Source organism: Endozoicomonas acroporae (genome assembly GCF_002864045.1).
Lineage (GTDB): Bacteria > Pseudomonadota > Gammaproteobacteria > Pseudomonadales > Endozoicomonadaceae > Endozoicomonas > Endozoicomonas acroporae.
This window is the reverse complement of the sequence record NZ_PJPV01000102.1, coordinates 24948-46062: the sequence shown is the minus strand read 5'-3', so window position 1 is coordinate 46062 and position 21115 is coordinate 24948. Positions and strand designations below refer to the sequence as shown.

Sequence of the window (21115 nt, the reverse complement as noted above, 5' to 3'; positions counted from 1 at the left end):
TTTCCCTTGACCATCTCTGAATGTGCCCGCTTCCTTCAGGGCTTTTTCACCGGCCAATACTGTTGGTGTAACTTTCAACGGTTGTGTATCAGAACACACCTCCCCGCCCTCAAAGCTGTGCCTTACCGGGCTGTGGCTGCTACTTATTGGGTCCATAATCTGTCGCCTGTTTATTTATATTGATCAATAGATACCCTGGGAGCCTGTCGGGAAAACGGCGTCGCCATCCGGGCTAAATAATGTCCGAAAGATGTTGAGGATCAATAAAATTACGAAAGTTATAGAACTTTTCAGCCAAATTGGCATAGTCCCCGGGGGAGTGGTCATACAGTGAGCGACATGTCTGGTCGGTTACCCTCTGGCAGGTAAACTCCCAATGAATATCTTTCATTACATGGGCTGCTGTTGAAAATTGAGCGCCAACCTGTACACAAAATTCAGGATGAACGTGATCTATCAGGTATTTCATGTCCTTTTTCAACAACTCGGGATTACTGAACCACAGAGGTGAAGGTAAGCACTGAAACGCATGCTGAAAAACAGACTCCACCTGTTCCCGCACACATTGCAAAATAGATAACCGTAACTCTGCCTTTAATGCCTGGATCGTTTGCCCAGAACGACGACAATGGACATAAAGTGCACGGTTATCAAAACTCTTACATCTCAACAACCACTCTCTATTTTGTATGAAGTGTAACTGTGCTACCGGATTGTCAGTTTCGCCCACATATTGATCAATGAGTTCCAAAACCCCATCATAATCTCCCCGCCCAATGTCAAGGAAGAGTAGCCGATTGGTTAAAACATTTCTCAAATTGCGGGTATTTTCCCAGTGACGCTCGACTTCTTTTATTGAAAAGCAAGCAGGAATTTTAACGCCTTGATTCACAACAAGCCGAAACGGGTCAGACTTTCCAGTGACGAGCTGCCATTGGTTTTCGTTCAGGCCCTGTTGATCATGGTGTTGAGGATCGGTTTGTCCCTCAAACTCTGATCCACTGTTAAGATGTAGCTCAGCCCCGGGATTCGGCACTTGAATAGAACAACGCTTTTCGCTGTGGAAGTCTGCTGGCTTTTGTTCCTGGCAAGCCGGTTTCCTATCAGCAGCAGGTAGACTCTTTTTCTTGCCTTTCCTTTTCCTGGCAGGTTGACGTTCAGGCTTCTTTTCCACAGTTCCCTGGCCATAAGATTTATCATCACCCAATAGTGACTCGGCCTTTTTCTCAGATTTAATTCCCCCTATCAGGCTCTCCAACTCCAGAATTTTTTCACCAACCAGTTTAATCTCCATGGGAATTTTAAACCTTACCGACCTTATATTACTTTTATCTTCCTGATCATGTAAAAAACAGCGGTAAGCTTTCCAGTGTTTTAGCGAGTCTGACAGATGCCCTCGTTTTTCAATCAACATGGCTAAATATTTATTCATTTCAGGCCGTGAGCCAATCACGGCCCGATAATTAAGCTCTGCTTTTGTGAGCAATTCATTATATTCTTCAGATGATTCTTTCTTAGAGCTGGCAAGCCTTTCGCACAGAATACCTAACAGTGCTTTAATACAAGCATCTTTAATTTTATCCTTTTCAATAAACTGAATGGCAAACAGGTATTCACCCTTTGATGCCATGCAAAGCCCAAAATAAAGCGATTTGCTTTTACCCTTGGTAAACTTAAGAAGTTCCGATGCCTTTTGAGGATCATTCCGCATAAAGTAATACAGGGCGATTCTTTCAGAATACAGCTGTGAAATCGGCGTCGATCCCTGCATCAATTTATTAAATTCACAGGCAATATCCATGGATTGCTTCAGCAATTCGGCGCTTTGATTATCATTATTAGTTATTTCATATCGAATGAATTCCAGATATTCAAGCGCTTTTTCCGGATTCAAGGTGTTTGAGTATGGCCAACGGGAAAACCCAAGATCATTCCAAAGCATGGTTAATAGCGCAAAGGTATTGTATTTTTCAGAATTATCAGCAACACTTCTGTACGCTCCAACATCCTCCAGGACTTCTGCGATAGAAAAACAGGTATATTTTGCCAGTGCAATCTCCGATTCCTGTTTAGGGCTTCTCGCCACCGCCATGCTTAGAGAGGTTAATTGAGCCCTGTCTCTGGATGTCCAGCGATAATTCATCAGAAATCCTGAACCGAGCAGGCTCAAAACCCAAAAGTCAGCACCCTGACAGATACCCCTTTTAATACTGGTCATCGCCATTTTATGAAGCCTGGCATTGTAAGTTATTGCCTTATTATAATGGGCTGTTTTTACATAATTACTTTTTCCAGCACAGTAACTGACTGTGCACTCCATAGCTATCTTGTAGTAAAAATGTCCTAATGATTGTAGAAAACCAAACCAGGCAATCTCTTTCTCATAAACGGATAACTCTGTTTCCAATAAAAGTTCGTTAAAATAATTTTCAAGAACATCAATATTGGTAAGATTAACTGATTCAATATACATTTCATTGTTATGTATTTGGTAAAGATGGTGGAAAATAACCACTAATTTATCAAGCTTTGTCAAACTGAAGTCAGACTTCATAGCTTCGGATGACTGTTCTAATAACTCCCTTTTAATACTATTACTTTTTACGGCTTCCGATTCATTCCTGCAGGGATTATCCTCTACATCACTTAAGGCAGAGCCGTGCGCTTGAGATCTATTCTGGCTGGCCGTAAAACATTCATTGCCGCCTTTTTTAAGAAGTCTGCCCAAGACCTCTTTAAACTCTTTTTCACTGAAACATTCTGAAGTAAGAGAACTTGCAGTGCTGCTATCACTGCTTCCCTCTGATGGGATCAGCTTTTTTTTCAACTCGTCGTTAAAAAGCAACCGGCCTTTGTCAAAAGGCTCGTCAACTGCATTCAAATCCCCGAGAGCTGTCTCCAAATACTCACTAACAGAATTAATCCTCTTTAAAGAAATAATGGTTGTTTCAGGAAAGTATTTCGCGTTACTGGGAAGCCACCATAAATCCAGCACCCTCATGAGAGCAGCACCATTTGATGATTGTGGTAATAAGTCTCCAAGTGATTGAAACTTACTGAATGCTTCCTCCTGACTTGCCATGCCGTACAACATTCTTGTGAGGATATTCTCCTGGATATACAGTGCAGCTAACTTAAATCTTATCAACTCCTTTTGCGGTATCTCACCATGAACACCGGTGAGTTCAATGATCTGTGTTTCTATTTCATCAAGCTGCCGGGTCAACATCTCCGGGTCCAGAACTGTTTTTTGTTCAACATGTTCGACACTCTGCGGTTTAATTTCCTGTGGCGCACCTTCACATAGCGCTACCTGAACCGTTTCACTCTGGCTCGGTTTCAATAGAGCACCTGTACTGACTCCATGAAACTGTTCGGACACTTCAATTACACGAACCTCCCTGTTAACAAAGCTCTTCCCATGACCATCTCTGATCGCGGCTGCATCAGTCAGCGCTTGATCACTTGTTGGTGTAACCATCAACGGTCGTGTATCAGAACACATCTTCTCATCCCCGGAGTTAAGCCTTATCCGGGTGTGGCTGCTACTCACTGGCTCCATGATTTATCTCCTGCTTATCTATTTTTTCAAAACAATTGGATACCCTCGATGGAAGAAGGTTTCACTATGCTGGTACCATGGGTCGTTTATTTACAGAACCCATACACTTACACTTCTTCCTGACCCAACAGAAACCAGAGGCATCCGGGAGCCAAGTTCTGGTACTATGCCCGCTAGAAAAAATAACACTGGTCTGCTATCCATGCTGCAAGCTAAGCCACACCAAAAAAAAGCCCTCTCTGACCTGACACAACTGCTGGAAAAACGCATTCTGATCCTTGATGGTGCCATGGGCACCATGATCCAGGACTATAAGCTGGGGGAAGCGGACTACCGTGGCCAACGCTTCGCCAGCCATGCCTGCGATGTGAAAGGCAACAATGATCTTCTGGTTTTGACCCGTCCGGACATTATTCAACAGATCCACCGGGAGTATCTTGAAGCCGGTGCCGATATTCTGGAAACCAACACCTTTAATGCCACCACCATCGCCATGGCAGATTACCAGATGGAAGATCTGGTAGCGGAAATTAATCACCAGGCAGCCCGTTTAGCCCGGGAAGTAGCCGATGAATTCACCCGGGCCAACCCGGATAAACCCCGTTTTGTCGCTGGTGTTCTTGGCCCAACCAACAGAACTGCTTCCATCTCCCCTGATGTCAACAATCCCGGCTATCGAAATACCAGTTTCAACGAACTGGTGAACGCCTATCAGCAGGCCGCCAAAGCATTGATTGAAGGCGGCGCTGATATACTGCTGATAGAGACCATTTTTGACACATTGAACGCCAAAGCGGCCATCTATGCGCTGCGAGACCTGTTCGACCAGCTGGGGTTTGCCTTGCCGATCATGATTTCCGGCACCATCACCGATGCTTCCGGTCGCACCCTGTCGGGTCAAACGACAGAAGCCTTCTGGAATTCGGTCGAACATGCCCAGCCACTGTCCGTTGGTCTGAATTGTGCCCTGGGTGCCAGTGAGTTACGCCCCTATCTTGAAGAACTGTCCAACTGCGCAGGCACCTGGACCAGTGCTCACCCCAATGCCGGTCTGCCCAACGCGTTTGGTGAATATGACCAGAGTCCCGATGAGATGGCAGAGATTGTTGCCGGGTTTGCCCAATCCGGCCTGGTCAATATTATTGGTGGCTGCTGTGGTACCACACCGGCACACATTAAAGCCATTGCTGACAAGGTTGCTGATATTCCCCGACGAGCCATGCCAACCATTCCGGTGGCCTGTCGTTTGAGTGGTCTGGAGCCATTTACCATTGATCGGGACTCATTGTTCGTCAATGTCGGTGAGCGCTGTAACGTGACCGGTTCCGCCCGCTTCAAACGTTTAATCATCGAAGAAGATTACGATACAGCCCTGGATGTTGCCCGTGACCAGGTGGAAAACGGTGCCCAGATTATCGACATCAACATGGATGAAGGAATGCTGGATGCCAAAAGCGCCATGACCACGTTCCTGAATCTGGTGGCCTCTGAACCGGATATTTCCCGGGTCCCGATCATGGTGGACTCTTCCAAGTGGGAGGTCATCGAAGCCGGGCTGCAATGTATTCAGGGCAAGGGCATTGTCAACTCCATCAGCCTGAAGGAAGGTGAAGATATCTTCCGCCGTCAGGCCCGTCTTTGCCGCAATTATGGGGCCGCCGTTGTGGTTATGGCCTTTGATGAGCAGGGTCAGGCGGATACCGAAGCCAGGAAAATAGAAATATGTCAGCGGTCGTACGACATTCTGGTCAATGACGTCGGCTTCCCGCCCCAGGATATTATTTTTGACCCCAATATTTTTGCCGTGGCCACCGGTATTGATGAGCACAATAACTATGCTGTGGATTTCATCAATGCGGTGCAATACATTCGCGAGAATCTGCCCCACGCCATGAGTTCCGGTGGGGTCAGTAATGTCTCTTTCTCTTTCCGGGGGAACAACCCGGTTCGGGAAGCCATTCATGGGGTCTTTCTCTACCACGCCATCAAGGCCGGACTGACCATGGGCATTGTCAATGCCGGACAGCTGGAGATCTATGCAGAAATTCCCCCAGAGCTGAAAGACAAGGTTGAAGACGTCATCCTCAACCGCTCAGCGAATGGGACTGAAGCGCTGCTGGCCATTGCAGACCAATATCGGGAAGGTGGTTCTTCCGGCAAAAAAGAGGAAGATCTGGCCTGGCGGGAATGGCCTGTTAACAAACGGCTGGAACATGCGCTGGTCAAAGGCATTACCACCTGGATTGTTGACGATACTGAAGCGGCTAGACTGGCCGCCAGCCGTCCTATTGAGGTGATTGAGGGCCCGCTGATGGATGGCATGAATGTGGTGGGTGACTTGTTTGGTGAAGGTAAAATGTTTCTGCCCCAGGTGGTGAAGAGTGCCCGGGTGATGAAACAGGCGGTTGCGCACCTGGTCCCTTTCATCGAGGAAGAGAAAGGCGAGAGTGCGCGATCCAATGGCAAGATTTTGCTGGCTACGGTAAAAGGTGATGTACACGACATTGGTAAAAACATTGTCGGTGTCGTTCTGGCCTGTAACAACTTTGAGGTTATTGACCTTGGGGTCATGGTTCCCTGCGAAACCATTCTGAAAACCGCAGTGGAAGAAGACGTTGATATTATCGGGCTCAGCGGTCTGATCACCCCATCACTGGATGAAATGGTTTATGTGGCCAGTGAAATGCAGCGTCAGGGCATCAAACGCCCACTGATGATTGGTGGAGCGACCACATCACGGGCCCATACGGCGGTAAAAATTGAGCCGCAGTTCCAGGATGATCTGGCCATCTATGTCACCGATGCCTCCCGCAGTGTGGGGATTTCAACCCGGCTGATGAGTGATTCATTAAAGCCCGCCCTGGTGACAGAGACCCGCTCCGAGTATGAAAAAATCCGGATCCGTCATGGAAAACGGAGCAACAAACGGGCACTGCTCACTTACCAGGAAGCCCTGGATAACGCCTGCAAACCGGACTGGTCCCGATACCAGCCACCGGTTCCGACGTTTACCGGCACTAAAGTGTTCAATGACTTTCCGCTGGAAGAACTGGTCAATTACATCGACTGGACTCCGTTCTTTATGACCTGGGATCTGGCCGGTAAGTTTCCCGCCATTCTGAAAGATGAGGTGGTCGGCGAAGCAGCCACCAGCCTGTATCACGATGCACGGCAGATGCTGGATAAGCTGGTCAACGAAAAGTTGATCCGTGCCCGGGCAGCCATTGGTTTCTGGCCCGCCAACCAGATCAATCACGATGATCTGGCCATTTATCAGGATGAAAAAAGAAGCGACATCAAAACAACCCTGCACCACCTCCGCCAGCAGGCACCAAAACCGGAGGATAAGCCCAATTACAGCCTGTCTGACTTTGTGGCCCCAAAATCGTCCGGTCTGCCAGACTATGTGGGTGGTTTTGTGGTGACCGCAGGTATCGGTGCCGACCAACTGGCCAGGCAATATGAACAAGCCGGTGATGACTACAACAGCATTATGGTGAAAGCACTGGCAGACCGTTTTGCGGAAGCGTTTGCGGAATGTATGCATGAAAAAGTGCGCAAGGAGTACTGGGGTTATGCCGCCAATGAGCAGCTCAGTAATGAAGAGCTGATCAGGGAGAAATACGCCGGTATTCGTCCAGCGCCCGGCTACCCGGCCTGCCCGGACCATACGGAGAAAACGGCATTGTTCGCTCTGTTGAACGGTGAAGAAAACGCCGGCGTGTCACTCACTGAACACTTTGCCATGATGCCTGCGGCCAGTGTCAGTGGCTGGTATTTCTCCCATCCTGAAGCGAAATATTTCGGCCTGGGTAAAATCGATAAAGACCAGTTGGAAGTGTACGCAGAACGTAAAGGCTGGTCTTTAGCAGAAGCGGAACGCTGGCTTCGCCCCAATCTAGCCAATTAGACCTGGTAAGCGGAGGGCATCTTGCCCTCATACTTTTCATTCCACAATCGTTGAGGATCTATGCTCTGCGCCAAATGACAATCACGCTCACTGTGATGTTGCAACAGACGTATCAACTCTGATGCGAACTGCCTGATTGTTTCTGGTATGTCACTCAGCCCGGACTTATTGAGATTTTCTTTAAAATGACACTCAGGGCAGATCAATGACGGGTTATCAGAGAACCAGATACAATTACCCGGCATCAATCCAGCCCGGGCGATTATTGATACAAACCATTTTATATCATTCATTTTTGAATAATCATCACACCACAATTGATGAAAGCAACTCATAGTTTCTAACTTTGTGGTCTTATGATCCCTGAACCAGTCTTGAAATGCTGTATAGCAAAGCTCAACATATTTGTTATGGTAAACATCCCCTATATACTTGTTAATACTATTGAACCGGGAACCCAACACTGAATAACATTTACTATTCAAGCCAATAAAATTCACCAGATTAGCCCGCCTTTTATCGCCTAAATCTAATTCAAGATGAATGCCCATGTAGTTAACGTACAAATGTTCTAAATCTTTTTCTGCCAGGGCCATTGGAACAATCGGACTTTTTTCCATACGTACCCTTCCAACAGTCTGGTATTTAGTAAACTCTGCATAACTTCTATCCAGCAGTGCTCTTGTGTCAAACAGTTTGTTTAATTCCATATCATCCAGACAAGGGATATTCTCATCAGGCAAGCGCTGGAATGCGATCGATCTTACCAATTCACAGAATTCTTTTTTCAATATTAAAACTTTGTTGATACCCAGTCGATCAATTCGTTCATGCATACAGGTTGAGTATTGTATATTCTCATCAAGTTGATTAATAACGTTAATCATATATTCGTCATGGAATGAAAAACTAAGTTTGAAAAACTGATTCCGTGCCAATAAAGAACTTTGATTATCTTCTTCCCAATCATCCCAAAAGGGTAACAATAGCCCATAGAGATAGAGCTTCTTTTCTTCATCAGTCATTGAGCTTTGATTTTCAGAGATATATTTATCACACTGGTCCTTCACCGACTTCATTTGGCTGCGTGACTTCAGCATACTGGTCATAACATTTATTTTGAGGAAATCTTCCACGTTATCCTTATTTTCATTCGGCATTTCAGACATTAAAAAATCAACGGCTGAATGAACCGGAGCATCAATGATAATTTTCTCAACGGCCATTTTCACTAACGGCGATCGTTCCATAATCCGCAGGAAGCCACTGAGCCATCTTAACAGGTTAATACTCAGGGGAAATTCGCACTGTTCCGGGCTAATAATGCACTCTCCATTGACAACAGCCCGTGACAATGCCATGACCTCAGCAGTGGTTAATAGTTGTCGGTTTTCAAGTGTTGATAAAAATTGCAGATTATCGGCCACAGAACTTGATATTCTAATGCCAGTGATCGTTCTGTCTTGTATAGATCTGAACAAGGATACCGTGCTTTTGCGTTGAAAATGACTGGTGATCAATGGTTTATTGGCAACATCGGCAATGGCTTCTTGTAAATCCTGTACACATAGCGGTTTTGATGATGTTATGTTCATAATAATTTCAGGTTTCTGTACGGTTTTTTATTGGACTTTTTTTTGCCCGATAGTTCATAAATGCTGGAGATATTTAGCTTAATGAAGCAAAGGCTTGCCACCATTTTTCAGTTAGGCGTACCCATCATGCTGGCTATGCTCTCCCAGAGCATGATCAACCTTGTTGATGCCGCACTGGTGGGTCCCCTGGGAGAAGGTGCCCTTGCCGCGGTGGGTGCTGGCAGCTATGCGAATTTTGTCGCGCTATCGTTGATGACCGGCCTTTCAGCGGCTGTCCAGGCCCAGGTTGCCCGCCGCGTTGGTGCAGGCCGCCTTGATGAATGTGCCATGCCAACCAATCACGGACTGATCATCGCATTCTGCTTTGCCATGCCAGTCAGTCTTATTCTGGTTATCACTTCTCCCTGGTTGCTGGCGTTATTTGATCAGGGCTCTCCCACCTTTAAAGGGGCAGCAACGGACTATTTTCAGATTCGGGTTATGGCCCTTACCGCAGCCGCCATGAACCTCTCATTTCGAGGTTTCTGGAACGGCATTGGTGAGCCAAACGGTTTTCTGAAACTGCTGGTCTGCACCCATATTTGCAATGTGATCTTCAGCTTTATCCTGATCTACGGAAAACTTGGCCTGCCCGCCCTGGGCGTGCAGGGAGCGGCCCTGGGAACCTTACTGTCCATGTACCTGGGAGCCTTGCTTAATTTCCGGATGCTGAATAAGCGAGCCAGAAAATTCGGATTCCTGACGCACTGGAGAAATTGGTCGGCCCTAAAGCGCCTGGTTCTTCTGGCGATTCCTGACTCCCTGCAACAGACCCTGTTTGCCCTTGGCATGATGATGCTGTTTGCCATTGTTGCCCAATTAGGTATCCGTGAAATGGCCATCGCCCATGTGTTGATGAATACCTCTTTGATGCTGATACTGCCGGGTCTGGGTCTGGGCATGGCTGCCAATACCCTGGTCAGCCAGAGTCTGGGGGCCCGGGAGCCAGAGGTTGCCTGGCGCTGGGGGCAGGAAGTCATGTATACAGCCAGCGCCGTGTTACTGGTACTGAGCCTGCCGTTGATTTTTACCCCTGAGGCTGTGCTGTCGCTCTTTCTCCATGATCCTTCACTACTGGCAATGGGCTCAATCCCGATGCAGTTAACCGGCATAGGCATTGTTCTGGATGCGCCCTCCCTGGTCTTTATTCAGGCTTTACTGGGAGCGGGTGCCAACCGAACGGTGCTCTATATCCGATTTGTTGCACAGTGGCTGATTCTGTTGCCGCTGTGCTGGCTTATAGGCCCTGTTCTGGGGTTTGGACTTACCGCCGTCTGGTCAGTACCCATACTGCAGAGAATGATTACCTCCGTCAGCTTTCTGGTTGTCTGGCGCTCACGGCGCTGGAGTAAAATACAGATTTAAGGAAGGCATTTTCCCGATTAAACAGCAACTCATCCGATTCAGAGCTGCATTGTTCCAACCAGCAGCAAGCCGCTCCGGCAACATTCCGCCTTGAAGTGAGCTATGGCCGGGTTGCACTTCACCCCTGGTCGACCGTAAATGTCAGTTCGCTTGTTTCGCCGGCCTCTATTTTTTGCCAGTGTTCATCGAAATTGATCAGGTCATACAGTGAAACCCCCTCCTGAAGCCTGGCAAGCACCCGTTCATCTCTGGCCTTAATCTCTTCAGCGACAGGAATCAAACGTGTTGCTTCTGCCAAAGATAAAACCAGAACCCCATCATCATCACCGAAGATAATCTCACCCGGACGAACCTCTACGCCGCCACACTCAACAACCTCCCGGGTATGAAATATCCGTTTTGACGTGCCTGACATCGGGGTAAACGTGTGTGCATAAACCGGAAAATTCATTGCTCTTACCGATGCCGTATCACGAAAGGCCCCGTCAATAACAAATCCAGCAACCCCTTTACGCATCGCTTCCGTTGATAACAGCTCCCCTGCCACGGCTAATCCACTGCCCTGAGTCTCAATAACAATAACATCCCCGGATTGGGCTTCCTGAATGGACTTGATCACCGTGAGAAAGTCATTATGACAGTTCACGGTATAGGCCGATCCGATCAGCTTAAGACCCGTCTGAAGCGGTCTTATTGCCGAGTTCATCACTCTCAGACGCTGGTCAGCATCCGCAAGATGGGATGTTTTCAAATCAGCCAGGCGGGAACGTATTTCGTTTAACTCCATGGGGAACCTCAGGTATACCCGGTTATAAAGCTGACCTGACCACCAGACTCTGCCGGTAAGTGCTGTCAGATCACCAACACAGGAGGCTGACCCAGGAGGCTGAAAAGCAGAGAAGCCAAGCTCAGTACAAAAATTGATGAACTGATCAATAAAGCCAGCCTGTCTGACCAACAGGAAGACGATACTTACAAAGAGGCAAAAGATTATAGCATTCCCGAGGATTTAAAGTTCACACAGGAGCCTGAAAAAGATAAAAGCGGCAAAAAAGCACTTGAATAAGCAAATGGAAAGCACCGAAGCCAAACCGGAACAGTCTGCTGTAGCAAAAATACTCACGCAGGAATGCCGTTCCTTCAGGGGCAAGAAGAGATCATCATTGCACCCCATCGACCGATAATAACAACAACTAATCAGTCGATATTGAGGAGCGTTCCCATGAACAGATTTTCAAGGGTCAGATGGGTCCTGCTGGTCAGTCTCTGCCTGGCCACCAAGGCTTTCAGTGCCGGTCACAGCGTCCATATCCAGATGAGCAAGAAGGCCGTTGAGTTGGTCTCTGACCCGGCGTTGAGGAGTATCCTGATAGAGTACCAGCCGCAGTGGGTGATTGGTTCTGGCCTACCGGACGGTGGTTACCTGAATGGTTATCCTTATGCCGAGATCAGCCACTGGTCGAAATTCCATCGCTCCTATTTCTCCCGAGTCCAGAAAACCTGCCCTCCTGAAAAGCTGCATCTGGCAGAGTGTAAAAAACTGGTTTCCCATTTTATGGGTATGGTGGCTCACGGCGTTGAGGATGAAATTTATGACAATTTATTGATGAGTTTATCCGACGAGGTGGATGGGCGTGGGGGGGATGATCTGGCCACGTCCAAGGATACCATCGTCGACAAATACGCCTTGTACGATTACCAGGGGGCCTACGATGTGCATCCTACTGCGGTATCACCGCTGGAGGTGGTTTATCAGGCGCTGCAACCACTGCTGAAATCGAGAGTACAACTTAGCCACATTGAAGAGGGACAGGGTAATATTGTGGCAGCAGCCGTTTGGGAGCGGCAGCTGGTCAATCCGTTCAGCAACCTTATGGACAGCCGGTTATACCCATGGCTCCGGCAGAACTACCGGGACGGCATTGGCGGCATCAATTATACCGGGATCAGGGTTGCGAGGGTATGGGATTACTACTGGTCAAGATTCAAGGGGCATGATCAGGTTGAGCCACATTTTACGGTGTATCCTGAACCAGAGGGAATTATCGGCCTGAATAGCAGTATTGGCCGTGGACGTTTTATGTTTATTGCTGATCGGCCACTTTCATATTTTTACAGGGAACTTAAGCTGCAAAAATTGATGCTCGATGGCTCGTGGCAGGAAATTGCCTCTGAAAACTACTATCGCCCTGATGGCTATCTCCACGCTGTTTTTCCGATTAAAGGTTTTGTCGCCGGGGAACAGTATCGGGCCATATTGTCCTATTCCGTTGATGGACTTCATTTTGACCGTGAGCTGATATGGAATGCCACCGCAGCAGGTATTCCCTGAATGGCTAGACTGATATGTAATAAAAACATAACAGGGAAAGACTGATGACGTTGCCTCATCTTGACTCACAACAGGTATTACCACCATTCAAAGGGCCTGTACTTCCTCCTGATCAAGTTTCAACTGACTCGTCAGACAGCGTTGTTGTGGTACCACCTTCAACCATACCCCAGGAGAATTTTACAGACATTGCCCAGATCCCGTTGGAAAAGCGCACCATTAAGGTAAGCGATTACAGTCTTGTAAATGGACAATCACCCTCCCGATTAAAAAAACTGGCATCGGCCATAAAAATCATTGGTGCTAATGTCATCAGGGCAGTTAATGACAGCGTAACCACCCGGCGACTGCTGCTCAGTGGCCTGTTGGGTGGTCTGGTGGGGCTGACATCCGGCGTCTTGCTGATGGCTTCGCTGACCGGGGGTCTCTCCATGGTTACCCTGATACCGTCACTCTCTATTTCCGCACCAGCGGCGGTGGTGGGGGCATTAGTGGGGGCTGTCGGGGGAATGGTCATGTTGGCAGGTTATGGTGTCGCCAAGGGGCTGGTGCGCTCAGCAGCCTACCTCTGGCGTTCGCCGGAACAGCGCTTTCTGCATGACTACCGGCAGGCGGCAAAAGAGTTGGAGTCGCTGGAAGAAGAGCGTGTCAACAACCGTCACATGCGCTCTGAAAAATATATGCGGATTGGCATATTAAGAGCTTATCTGGAGCCCCGGCGCGCTGAATGTCACCAGCTGTTGACCGCAGGCAATGCCCCCGATAAAGTCTGGCGTCAATATGGCTTCCGCTCGGCCAATAATATTCCTCCCTCTTCGATGGTTTGAGTCTATTCCCGGTCGGCCTCCCGGGAGGCTGACCGAGCATTCCCCACTAAATTGTTAGAAAACTATTCTTCTTGCCGAATGTCTAAACTGTTCAAGATTGTAAGATTCCAGAATCTTCAGTTATGAGGATGAATTGTTAAGGAAGTGTGTTGTATGTCTCAGGCTGAAATTGTTCACCACTCGAGCAACGATGAAAAAGTCAGGTCTTTTTTCAAGGGTGCCGCAGCTATTATTCCGCTGACTGTTGCGGTCCTGCCCTGGGGTATCCTGACCGGATCTCTGGCTATTGAGTCGGGCTTTGACCCGGTTCAGAGCCAGGCACTGTCAGGCATTATTTTCGCCGGTGCCGTTCAGCTGGCCATTATGGGCATGATCCAGGCCGGAGTGGGTTTGGGCAGCATTCTGATCTCAGCCCTGCTTATTACCTCCCGCCACTTCCTTTACTCCATGGTGATGCGGAAGAACGTCAGCCCGCTGCCTCTCAAATGGCGTCTCGCCCTGGGCTTCCTGTTAACCGATGAACTGTTCGCCATTGCCAACCCCGGTCAGCTGAAACGCTTTGACCGCTGGTACGCACTGGGAGGAGGGTTATGCTTTTATCTTGGCTGGAATCTTGCCACCCTTGGCGGCATCATCGCTGGCGCGAGCTTTGAAAATCTTGATGCCCTCGGATTGGATTTCGCCATTGCCGCCACATTCATCGCCCTTGTTATCCCGAACATCAAAAATGCCCCGGTGCTGGTCTGTGTGCTCACTGCACTGGTGACGTCGGTCATTTGTGAGGTAATGCAGATTCAGGCGGGCCTGCTGATTTCAGCCCCCCTGGCCATGATGACTGGTTTTGCCTATGCCAAAGCCACCACCGGGGGAGAAAGATGATGGATACCTGGATTATTCTGTTCACCGTGGCGGCCCTGGTTTTTGGTAGCCGTTTTCTCCTGATGGAACCCTGGTTACCTCTCAAACTCAGTGCAACGGTTCAGCAGGTATTGAGTTTTTCCGCACCCGCCGTGCTGACCGCCATTGCGGCGCCGATTGTCTTTATTCGTGAAGATCAGCTCAGCCTGTCCATGGGCAACCATTACCTGATTGCCTGCATTATCGTAGTATTTCTTGCCCTGATGACCAGGAACACATTACTGACCGTCATCCTGGGTATGCTGTCATTTCTGTTGCTAAGACATTTACTGTAAATACGGGAAGCCATCGGTCTGTCTACTTCCCGCTCAGGAATCCTCCTGATCCGAGTCGGTCTTTCGGTGGTGGGTGCTGATTCTTATCTCCAACAGATCAACAGTGCATCCGGATGTGGGGTGGCTTATGTCATACATCTCTGTCAGTTTACCGCGAAGCTTGCCTGTGTGGGCGGTCATGGGGATGGTAACGGTGGATTCCAGCTGATCATAGGGGGTATATATCTCTGCGATCGGTTCATTTTTCCAGTTCATTTTTTCATCGTAAACCCTTGTTGATAGTGCAATTCTGGACGGCAGGCCATTTTCTGTTTTGATACGCAGCTTCACGTCAGCTTCGCTAAACGTATGGGTGCTGTTTTTAATCGGCGGTGACTTCAGTACAAACGATGACTGCCCACCCATTCGATTCAGCGCAGGTATGTTATTTTTTTCCCGATTCATGACGGTTGCCAGAGTAGCAAAAGGCAGCTTCTGAAATTCGAGATCAAACCGGGTTTCATGCCGATCTATTTTCTGTACTTTTTTACTGAATAGCGAGTTGGCCCAACGATCCAGTTGCTTTGTTGCTTTGACCAAGGCATCGTCACTGAGCACATGCTGTAGTTTTTCCATCATCATTCGTGCATCGTACAACCTTACAGCATGCTGGATCAGTTTTGGTGCCTGCCTGGCAATGGCATTGCATTGCGCAGCCTTCTGCCCCTTCAACAGGCAGACCTGTTTTGCCGTAGTGACCACCCGTTGCCCCAGATCAGACGGTGTGGGTTCAATATGGGTACCTTCACTGAAATCATTGAACGTTTCGACGATGACCAGGTCGGGTTTTTTCTTGCGGACTTGATTCCAGCTTAATTCATAGGTGTTATCACCATTTTCTGTCTCTGGCAAATAGGAGTCACAGGGACTCCAGGGAGCTCCCCGGGTATCAACGCCAGGATATACCGGCATTGTCTTGATGCCGAGATGATCCTGGTTCTCTCGATGCCTGTAATCCAGATTATTGACGTAATGGCGGATATTTCTATGGGTACCGTATCTGACAAAATTGTCGGCAATGAAAGGATTTTTGCTATCTTTTGCCACCTGTCTTCTAGGTACCACCCAAGGATAATTACTAACGACCTGTTTTACAGTTGCCGCTTTCCACGCGCTCTTGCCGCTCATAGTATAAACCAGCCTGACTTTGGCCAGCTCAGGATTATTCTTGAAAAACTGTTCCAGTTCTTTCTGATTCAGGGTCAGATCTGATCTGACCTTGCCCCAGAAGTTCAGCATAAACATCAACGGATCGCCCCGATGGTGAATACAGTGTTCATCCTGATAGTAGCGCTGGATCATCTCCTCCAGTTTTTCCTTGAACTGGGCCTCTTTCTGTTCGGGACTGAGATTGACGCTGGCCCTGACCGTCCACTGGGGAATCCAGAGTGGAACCAGCGCAAACTCATTGCCATGATTCTTGTCAGCCAGCACCGTTTTCATATTCACGATTGCCTTGTCCGGTGACGTCTGCCGTGCTGGAAAGCCCCACTCCACGACAAAGCCATCCAGTCCCGCAATTCTGGCGGTCAATAGTTGCCATTCGTAATAATGCAGGTTATCGATGGGACTGCCTCCCACCAGGGGCCTTGCTCCGGCACCAAAACCCGGGCGGCCTGAAGCGGTGTCGCAGGGGGCAGAGTTATCCGGGTTTCGCAGCTCATAGCCATTGTTAACAATATGCGTCCTGGTGATGCTGTGGGGATGCCTGCAATTAACTTCTTGATGGATAGACTGGATCTGTTTATTGGTGTGGTAATCAGCTAACACCATAATGGTTTTGTTGTCTGCCTTGTGCTGGCAAGATAGGGGCTTTATCTGTGCTTCGGATGATAATTGATCAGTTTCTACCCCGGAGGGACGGGCTTTGTCCGGGGGATCAGACAAGGCCCTTTTTTCCCGCGGGGAAGGGTAAACGTACTCTTTGATCGTCCGTATCGCCCGGCCAAAAAGACTTTCAGGCCTGCTGGGCTCGACATTTAGGTATTTACTGCAAAATTCCTCGTCGTCCAAATGGTTCAGATCATCACAAAATTCGTCATCCATTTTACCGAGATAAGGCTCGTCAATATCGAGGTGTTTAATGCTCAGGTTAAAAGCGATGGGTGGTTTCGTGTAGAGTTGAGAGTTGGAAGAAGGCAGTTCCGGCATATGAGAAAGTGTAGTATTGATAGGAAAGTGACTATTAACCATGATAATTACCATTCCTCTTTAATTTCAGATGATGGTTTAATAACGTGAGATGGACGAATAACAGCATAAGCCCTCATTGATTTAGCTATATTCTGGATAGTAAGCCATAGACAGCTAACTGAAATCTCACGTGCCTACCACCAGTTTATTCGAGTCATTGAAGATTTCCGGCTTATTTTTCAACCAGAATTACATAAACGACTCATCTATAATGTTAATAAGCCACCTTATATATTAAAATTGTCGTTCAGTTAAATCATGAACATTATTTATTACAGCGAGAATGCATTTCGAAGCTTTAAGCTCTATTTTATCAGCCTTATTACACGACATAAATCTTACTTTTTCTGAATTGATATCTTAAAAGACCTCAACAAAGCCATACCGAAAAGCAAGGAATAACTGAAAACGTCAATGGTCAATTGAATAATATTTTGTGGAGCGAACACTCCCTGCATCGCTCACTATTCCACTTAATTCCACTCTGTCGTCAAACTGATGAAGGTCTAATCGGTTTACCAGGTAACGCAGAAAGCTTCATATCAATGTTTCACTTTCGATTCATTAATCGGGGCCTAAGGCTTTGCCAGAAAGCTCAATAAACAGCTAGACTGATTGGGAGGTTTTTATGGATGAGACTTTATTGGGGGCATGCTCATGTACAAATTACTTTCCGCTATATTCATTATTCTTCTTGTTGCCGGAGTTCTGGCCAGAAGCTTTGACCTGTCGGTATACCAGGATGGCTACTATCTGCGCTACGAATTCCCACGCTACGGGAATGATACCTGGTTTGAAATCACCCTGGGTCAACGTCAGGGTCTGGCAGCGGTTATTGATCAGGTCAAAAGTAAAGCCAGCAAATAACCACTGGCTTTATTTTCACGGCTATTTGGATGCCCCGCTACTTTTTACCGGAGCCTGTAATCAAACTCATCAGATTAGACACTGACTTTTTAAAGTCTTCAATGGCCGAAACACCCAGCTTTTTAACATCCACCAGGTGTGGCTCTGCCTTGTCCAGGTACTCATCAAGATGATCGACTTCTTCATGCTGCATATCCTGCCGCTCAGCCTCCAGCTCTTGTTCAAGGCGTTTCAGGGTTGCCTTGACCTCTTTGATTTGAGCCTTTAACTCCTTCTTGTGAGCCTTGTACTCCTTGAGTGTTGTCATCATGTCCTCCTCAGGCAGTTATCGCGATCAGGATAGCAGGTAGAATGAAAAAGACACCTACCACATAGGCCAGCACCATCCATTTCTTCCGGCTGGCCGCCTGGGCAAAACGGCGGGCAACCGTTGGTGGTATATTGCGAAGGAATGGAACGATGTAAATCAACAGTACGGCTGACACATTAAACAACAGGTGGACAAGTGCTATCTGCAGGGCAAAGAATCCCATGGGTCCCTGGACGGCTGTCGCCGCCAGCAAGGCCGTGATCGTAGTGCCGATATTGGCTCCCAGGGTAAATGGATACACCTCCCTGAGCTTGAAAATACCATTCCCGGCAAGTGGTACGATCAAACTGGTACAGGTCGAGGATGATTGCACGGCAATGGTCATCATCATGCCTGAGAAAATACCCGTAGCAGGCCCCTGCCCAATGGCTTTGTGCAGAATCTGTTTGGCTTTACCCACCATCAGATGCTTGAGCAGTTTGCCAAGATAGATAATGGAGATAAAAATAAAGGCCAGCCCTGTCAACGCCAGGCAGACACCAGGCCACAGGTCTGGCAAAGAGCCATAAGCACCTTTGAACAGGTCTACAGCAGGCCCTGTAAGCACCTTAACAAAGTTCAAACCTTTGATACTGACAGAGTCGCCGCCCACCAGCAGTCCGGCCAGAAAATCAGACGACTTGGCCAGGAACCCCGTCATGATCTCCAGCGGGAGAAAAATCATAACGGCCATCAGATTGAAAAAGTCATGAACGGTAGCCGCGGAAAACGCACGACGAAACTCTTTTTTCTTACCGATATGGCCCATACTGACCAGCGTATTGGTCACAGTGGTACCAATATTGGCACCCATAATCATCGGAATAGCGGTGGCAACCGGAAGACCTCCGGCAACAAGGCCAACAATCACCGATGTCACGGTACTGGATGACTGAACAACTGCAGTTGCCAGTGCACCTGCCACCAGCCCCATCACCGGGTTGGTGGCAAAAGCAAATAACTGACGGGCACCTTCAGCGCCACCAGAAGCCCATTTAAAGCCGGAACCGATCATCCCGACAGCGACCAGCAATAGGTAGATCATCAGCGCCACTAATAGCCACTGAATAACCTGACCTTTCGGTTGCGTCGACTCGGCTGTATAACTGGGTTGCATTTGAACATCCTGCAAGGTGAATAAACTCGACTATCCAGAAATAACACTGGATGTCACGGCATCAAACTGGATTACCGAAAAAACGATTGCTCCATTGAAGGGGGACAAGCATAAAGAAACTGTAAAGGAGTCTCAAGCCTGTCCCGGAGAGAATTGAAATAAGAAAGCCAGTGTCGGTTATTCCAACATTCTGGTATTAAATAATCAGCCCAGCTCTCTGACCAGTAGCATCATCCCCTGATTGCCCGTTACCGAGACTTTGCTCCCTTTAGCGACAGATCTGTCCGATTCCACCTTCCAGAGTGTATCGCCAATGGCAAGCTTACTCTGCCCGTCTGGCAAGTCATGCTCAAGTACAATGGTCCGGCCTATTAACTGCGATGCCCGATTATTTAATTCAGGGCTGTCACTCTTGTTGTTCACTTTACGGAACAGCTTCCAGTATGCCAGTGAGAACAACAAACTGCCGGTACCAAACATCACCAGCTGAATGGGCCAGCTTGTATCAGGCACCAGCCAGAGCCACAAAGCGACAACCGCAGCAGCAGCGGCACTGCCCAGCAGGAAACCACCCGCACCCAGCGCCTCTGCGCCCAGAAGCATAAAGAGCAGAATCAACCAGTGCCAGGGTTCCAGGGTAATAGCAATAGCCATCAGGCCTCCTTCTCACTTCCCTTTTTAACAGTGGCCTCTCCCACCAGCTCCTTGATACCGGCGATTGAGCCAATCAGACTACCAGCCTCCAGAGGCATCATGATCACTTTATTATTCTCGGCAGAGGCAACATCCTTCAGGGCTTCTACGTATTTCTGGGCAACAAAATAATTAATTGCCCGATGATCACCTTCTGCAATCGCCTTGGACACCATAGACGTTGCCACCGCCTCGGCTTCTGCCAGACGTTCCCGGGCTTCCGCTTCCCGCCTGGCGGCTTCAAGCTCACCTTCCGCCTTGAGGATTTGCGCCTGCTTTTCACCCTCGGCTACTTTAATGGCCGCTTCGCGGGCACCTTCCGCCTCAAGGATCTGGGCACGTTTATCCCGCTCAGCCTTCATCTGCCTGGCCATGGCTTCCACCAGGTCCGCAGGCGGAGCAATATCTCGCAACTCAATACGGGTCACCTTCAAGCCCCAGGGATCGGTGGCTTCATCCACTTTTATCAGCAGGCGTTCATTAATCCGATCCCGGTTGGACAGCATTTCATCCAGTTCCATGGACCCTAATACCGCCCGGATATTGGTCATCACCAGGTTTTTCATGGCACGATCAAGATCGTTCACCTCATAAGAAGCTTTGACCGCATCCTGGACCAGGTAGAAACAGACAGCATCCGTGGTCACCTGTGCGTTATCGGCACTGATCACTTCTTGGGGCGGGATGTCCAGAACCTGCTCCATCATGTTCATTTTCTTACCAACCGTATCAATCACCGGCACAATCACATGCAGCCCGGGCGTTAACGTACTGGTGTATTTGCCAAATCGCTCGACGGTGTAGTTATACCCCTGAGGGACAATTCGTACACCGGTTGATATAAGAACAGCAATAAGGACAACAAACACAATTGCTGTGATTTCCATACCCATAGGAGGCTCCTGTTTACTGACTTTATTTATTCTGACGCGAAGTCCGACTTATGTCATCTCATAAGCCATGACTGCATCCTGATCTCAAACCAATTGCAAATAGCCGGTGCCAATCAGGCCTGAAAAAGAGTTTATCATCAT

The 21115-nt window shown here is 48.3% G+C and carries 15 protein-coding genes; 7 read left to right on the top strand and 8 right to left on the bottom strand.

Translation table 11 applies throughout. The features are described from left to right. Nucleotides 1-232: 232 nt before the first annotated feature. A complete protein-coding gene (locus tag CX664_RS16860; RefSeq protein ID WP_101747871.1) occupies nucleotides 233-3562 on the bottom strand; it encodes a hypothetical protein in 3330 nt (1109 codons plus the stop codon). A 202-nt stretch (nucleotides 3563-3764) separates the two neighbouring features. Here CX664_RS16860 and metH point away from each other — a divergent pair, with 202 nt between their 5' ends. Continuing rightward, the gene (gene metH, locus CX664_RS16855; protein WP_101747887.1) at nucleotides 3765-7472 is read left to right on the top strand and encodes a methionine synthase; all 3708 of its coding nucleotides are present in this window, start codon (nucleotides 3765-3767) and stop codon (nucleotides 7470-7472) included. On the opposite strand, the gene CX664_RS16850 is transcribed toward metH, so the two are convergent. Further along, a complete protein-coding gene (locus CX664_RS16850; protein ID WP_101747870.1) occupies nucleotides 7469-9067 on the bottom strand; it encodes a hypothetical protein in 1599 nt (532 codons plus the stop codon). The genes metH and CX664_RS16850 overlap by 4 nt on opposite strands. 81 nt (nucleotides 9068-9148) lie before the next feature. Here CX664_RS16850 and CX664_RS16845 point away from each other — a divergent pair, with 81 nt between their 5' ends. Continuing rightward, complete coding sequence (locus CX664_RS16845) at nucleotides 9149-10471, top strand: MATE family efflux transporter (RefSeq protein ID WP_180966527.1); 1323 nt, start codon at nucleotides 9149-9151, stop codon at nucleotides 10469-10471. A 118-nt stretch (nucleotides 10472-10589) separates the two neighbouring features. Here CX664_RS16845 and CX664_RS16840 read toward each other — a convergent pair whose 3' ends face one another. Further along, nucleotides 10590-11258, bottom strand: a complete 669-nt coding sequence (locus tag CX664_RS16840) for an RraA family protein (protein WP_146000075.1) — start codon at nucleotides 11256-11258, stop codon at nucleotides 10590-10592. A 435-nt stretch (nucleotides 11259-11693) separates the two neighbouring features. Here CX664_RS16840 and CX664_RS16835 point away from each other — a divergent pair, with 435 nt between their 5' ends. The 4 genes from CX664_RS16835 to CX664_RS16820 all read left to right on the top strand — a co-directional run bounded on the left by CX664_RS16835 (nucleotide 11694) and on the right by CX664_RS16820 (nucleotide 14823). After that, nucleotides 11694-12803, top strand: coding sequence for a hypothetical protein (locus CX664_RS16835; protein WP_101747867.1), 1110 nt, complete (start codon nucleotides 11694-11696; stop codon nucleotides 12801-12803). A 44-nt stretch (nucleotides 12804-12847) separates the two neighbouring features. Beyond that, on the top strand, nucleotides 12848-13630 hold the full coding sequence (locus tag CX664_RS16830; RefSeq protein WP_101747866.1) for a hypothetical protein: 783 nt from the start codon (nucleotides 12848-12850) through the stop codon (nucleotides 13628-13630). A 153-nt stretch (nucleotides 13631-13783) separates the two neighbouring features. After that, on the top strand, nucleotides 13784-14509 hold the full coding sequence (locus CX664_RS16825; RefSeq protein WP_101747865.1) for an AzlC family ABC transporter permease: 726 nt from the start codon (nucleotides 13784-13786) through the stop codon (nucleotides 14507-14509). Further along, entirely contained in the window at nucleotides 14506-14823 is a 318-nt protein-coding gene (locus CX664_RS16820) for an AzlD domain-containing protein (protein ID WP_244910683.1), read from the top strand. The genes CX664_RS16825 and CX664_RS16820 overlap by 4 nt, the downstream gene beginning before the upstream one ends. 33 nt (nucleotides 14824-14856) lie before the next feature. Here the strand turns inward: CX664_RS16820 and CX664_RS16815 are convergent, their stop codons facing one another. After that, nucleotides 14857-17055, bottom strand: coding sequence for a glycoside hydrolase family 71/99 protein (locus tag CX664_RS16815; RefSeq protein ID WP_146000074.1), 2199 nt, complete (start codon nucleotides 17053-17055; stop codon nucleotides 14857-14859). 657 nt (nucleotides 17056-17712) lie between these two features. Here CX664_RS16815 and CX664_RS16810 point away from each other — a divergent pair. Further along, the gene (locus CX664_RS16810; RefSeq protein ID WP_101747863.1) at nucleotides 17713-17922 is read left to right on the top strand and encodes a hypothetical protein; all 210 of its coding nucleotides are present in this window, start codon (nucleotides 17713-17715) and stop codon (nucleotides 17920-17922) included. Between the two features lie 37 nt (nucleotides 17923-17959). On the opposite strand, the gene CX664_RS16805 is transcribed toward CX664_RS16810, so the two are convergent. The 4 genes from CX664_RS16805 to CX664_RS16790 all read right to left on the bottom strand — a co-directional run bounded on the left by CX664_RS16805 (nucleotide 17960) and on the right by CX664_RS16790 (nucleotide 20968). After that, nucleotides 17960-18232, bottom strand: coding sequence for a hypothetical protein (locus tag CX664_RS16805; RefSeq protein ID WP_101747862.1), 273 nt, complete (start codon nucleotides 18230-18232; stop codon nucleotides 17960-17962). Between the two features lie 7 nt (nucleotides 18233-18239). Further along, nucleotides 18240-19388 carry a Na/Pi symporter gene (locus CX664_RS16800; protein ID WP_101747861.1) on the bottom strand — a complete coding sequence of 383 codons (1149 nt, stop codon included), beginning with the start codon at nucleotides 19386-19388 and terminating at the stop codon, nucleotides 18240-18242. 204 nt (nucleotides 19389-19592) lie between these two features. Beyond that, a complete protein-coding gene (locus CX664_RS16795; protein WP_101747860.1) occupies nucleotides 19593-20042 on the bottom strand; it encodes an NfeD family protein in 450 nt (149 codons plus the stop codon). Continuing rightward, nucleotides 20042-20968, bottom strand: a complete 927-nt coding sequence (locus CX664_RS16790) for an SPFH domain-containing protein (protein WP_241693450.1) — start codon at nucleotides 20966-20968, stop codon at nucleotides 20042-20044. Before CX664_RS16790 ends, CX664_RS16795 begins: the two co-directional genes overlap by 1 nt. Nucleotides 20969-21115: the final 147 nt, after the last annotated feature.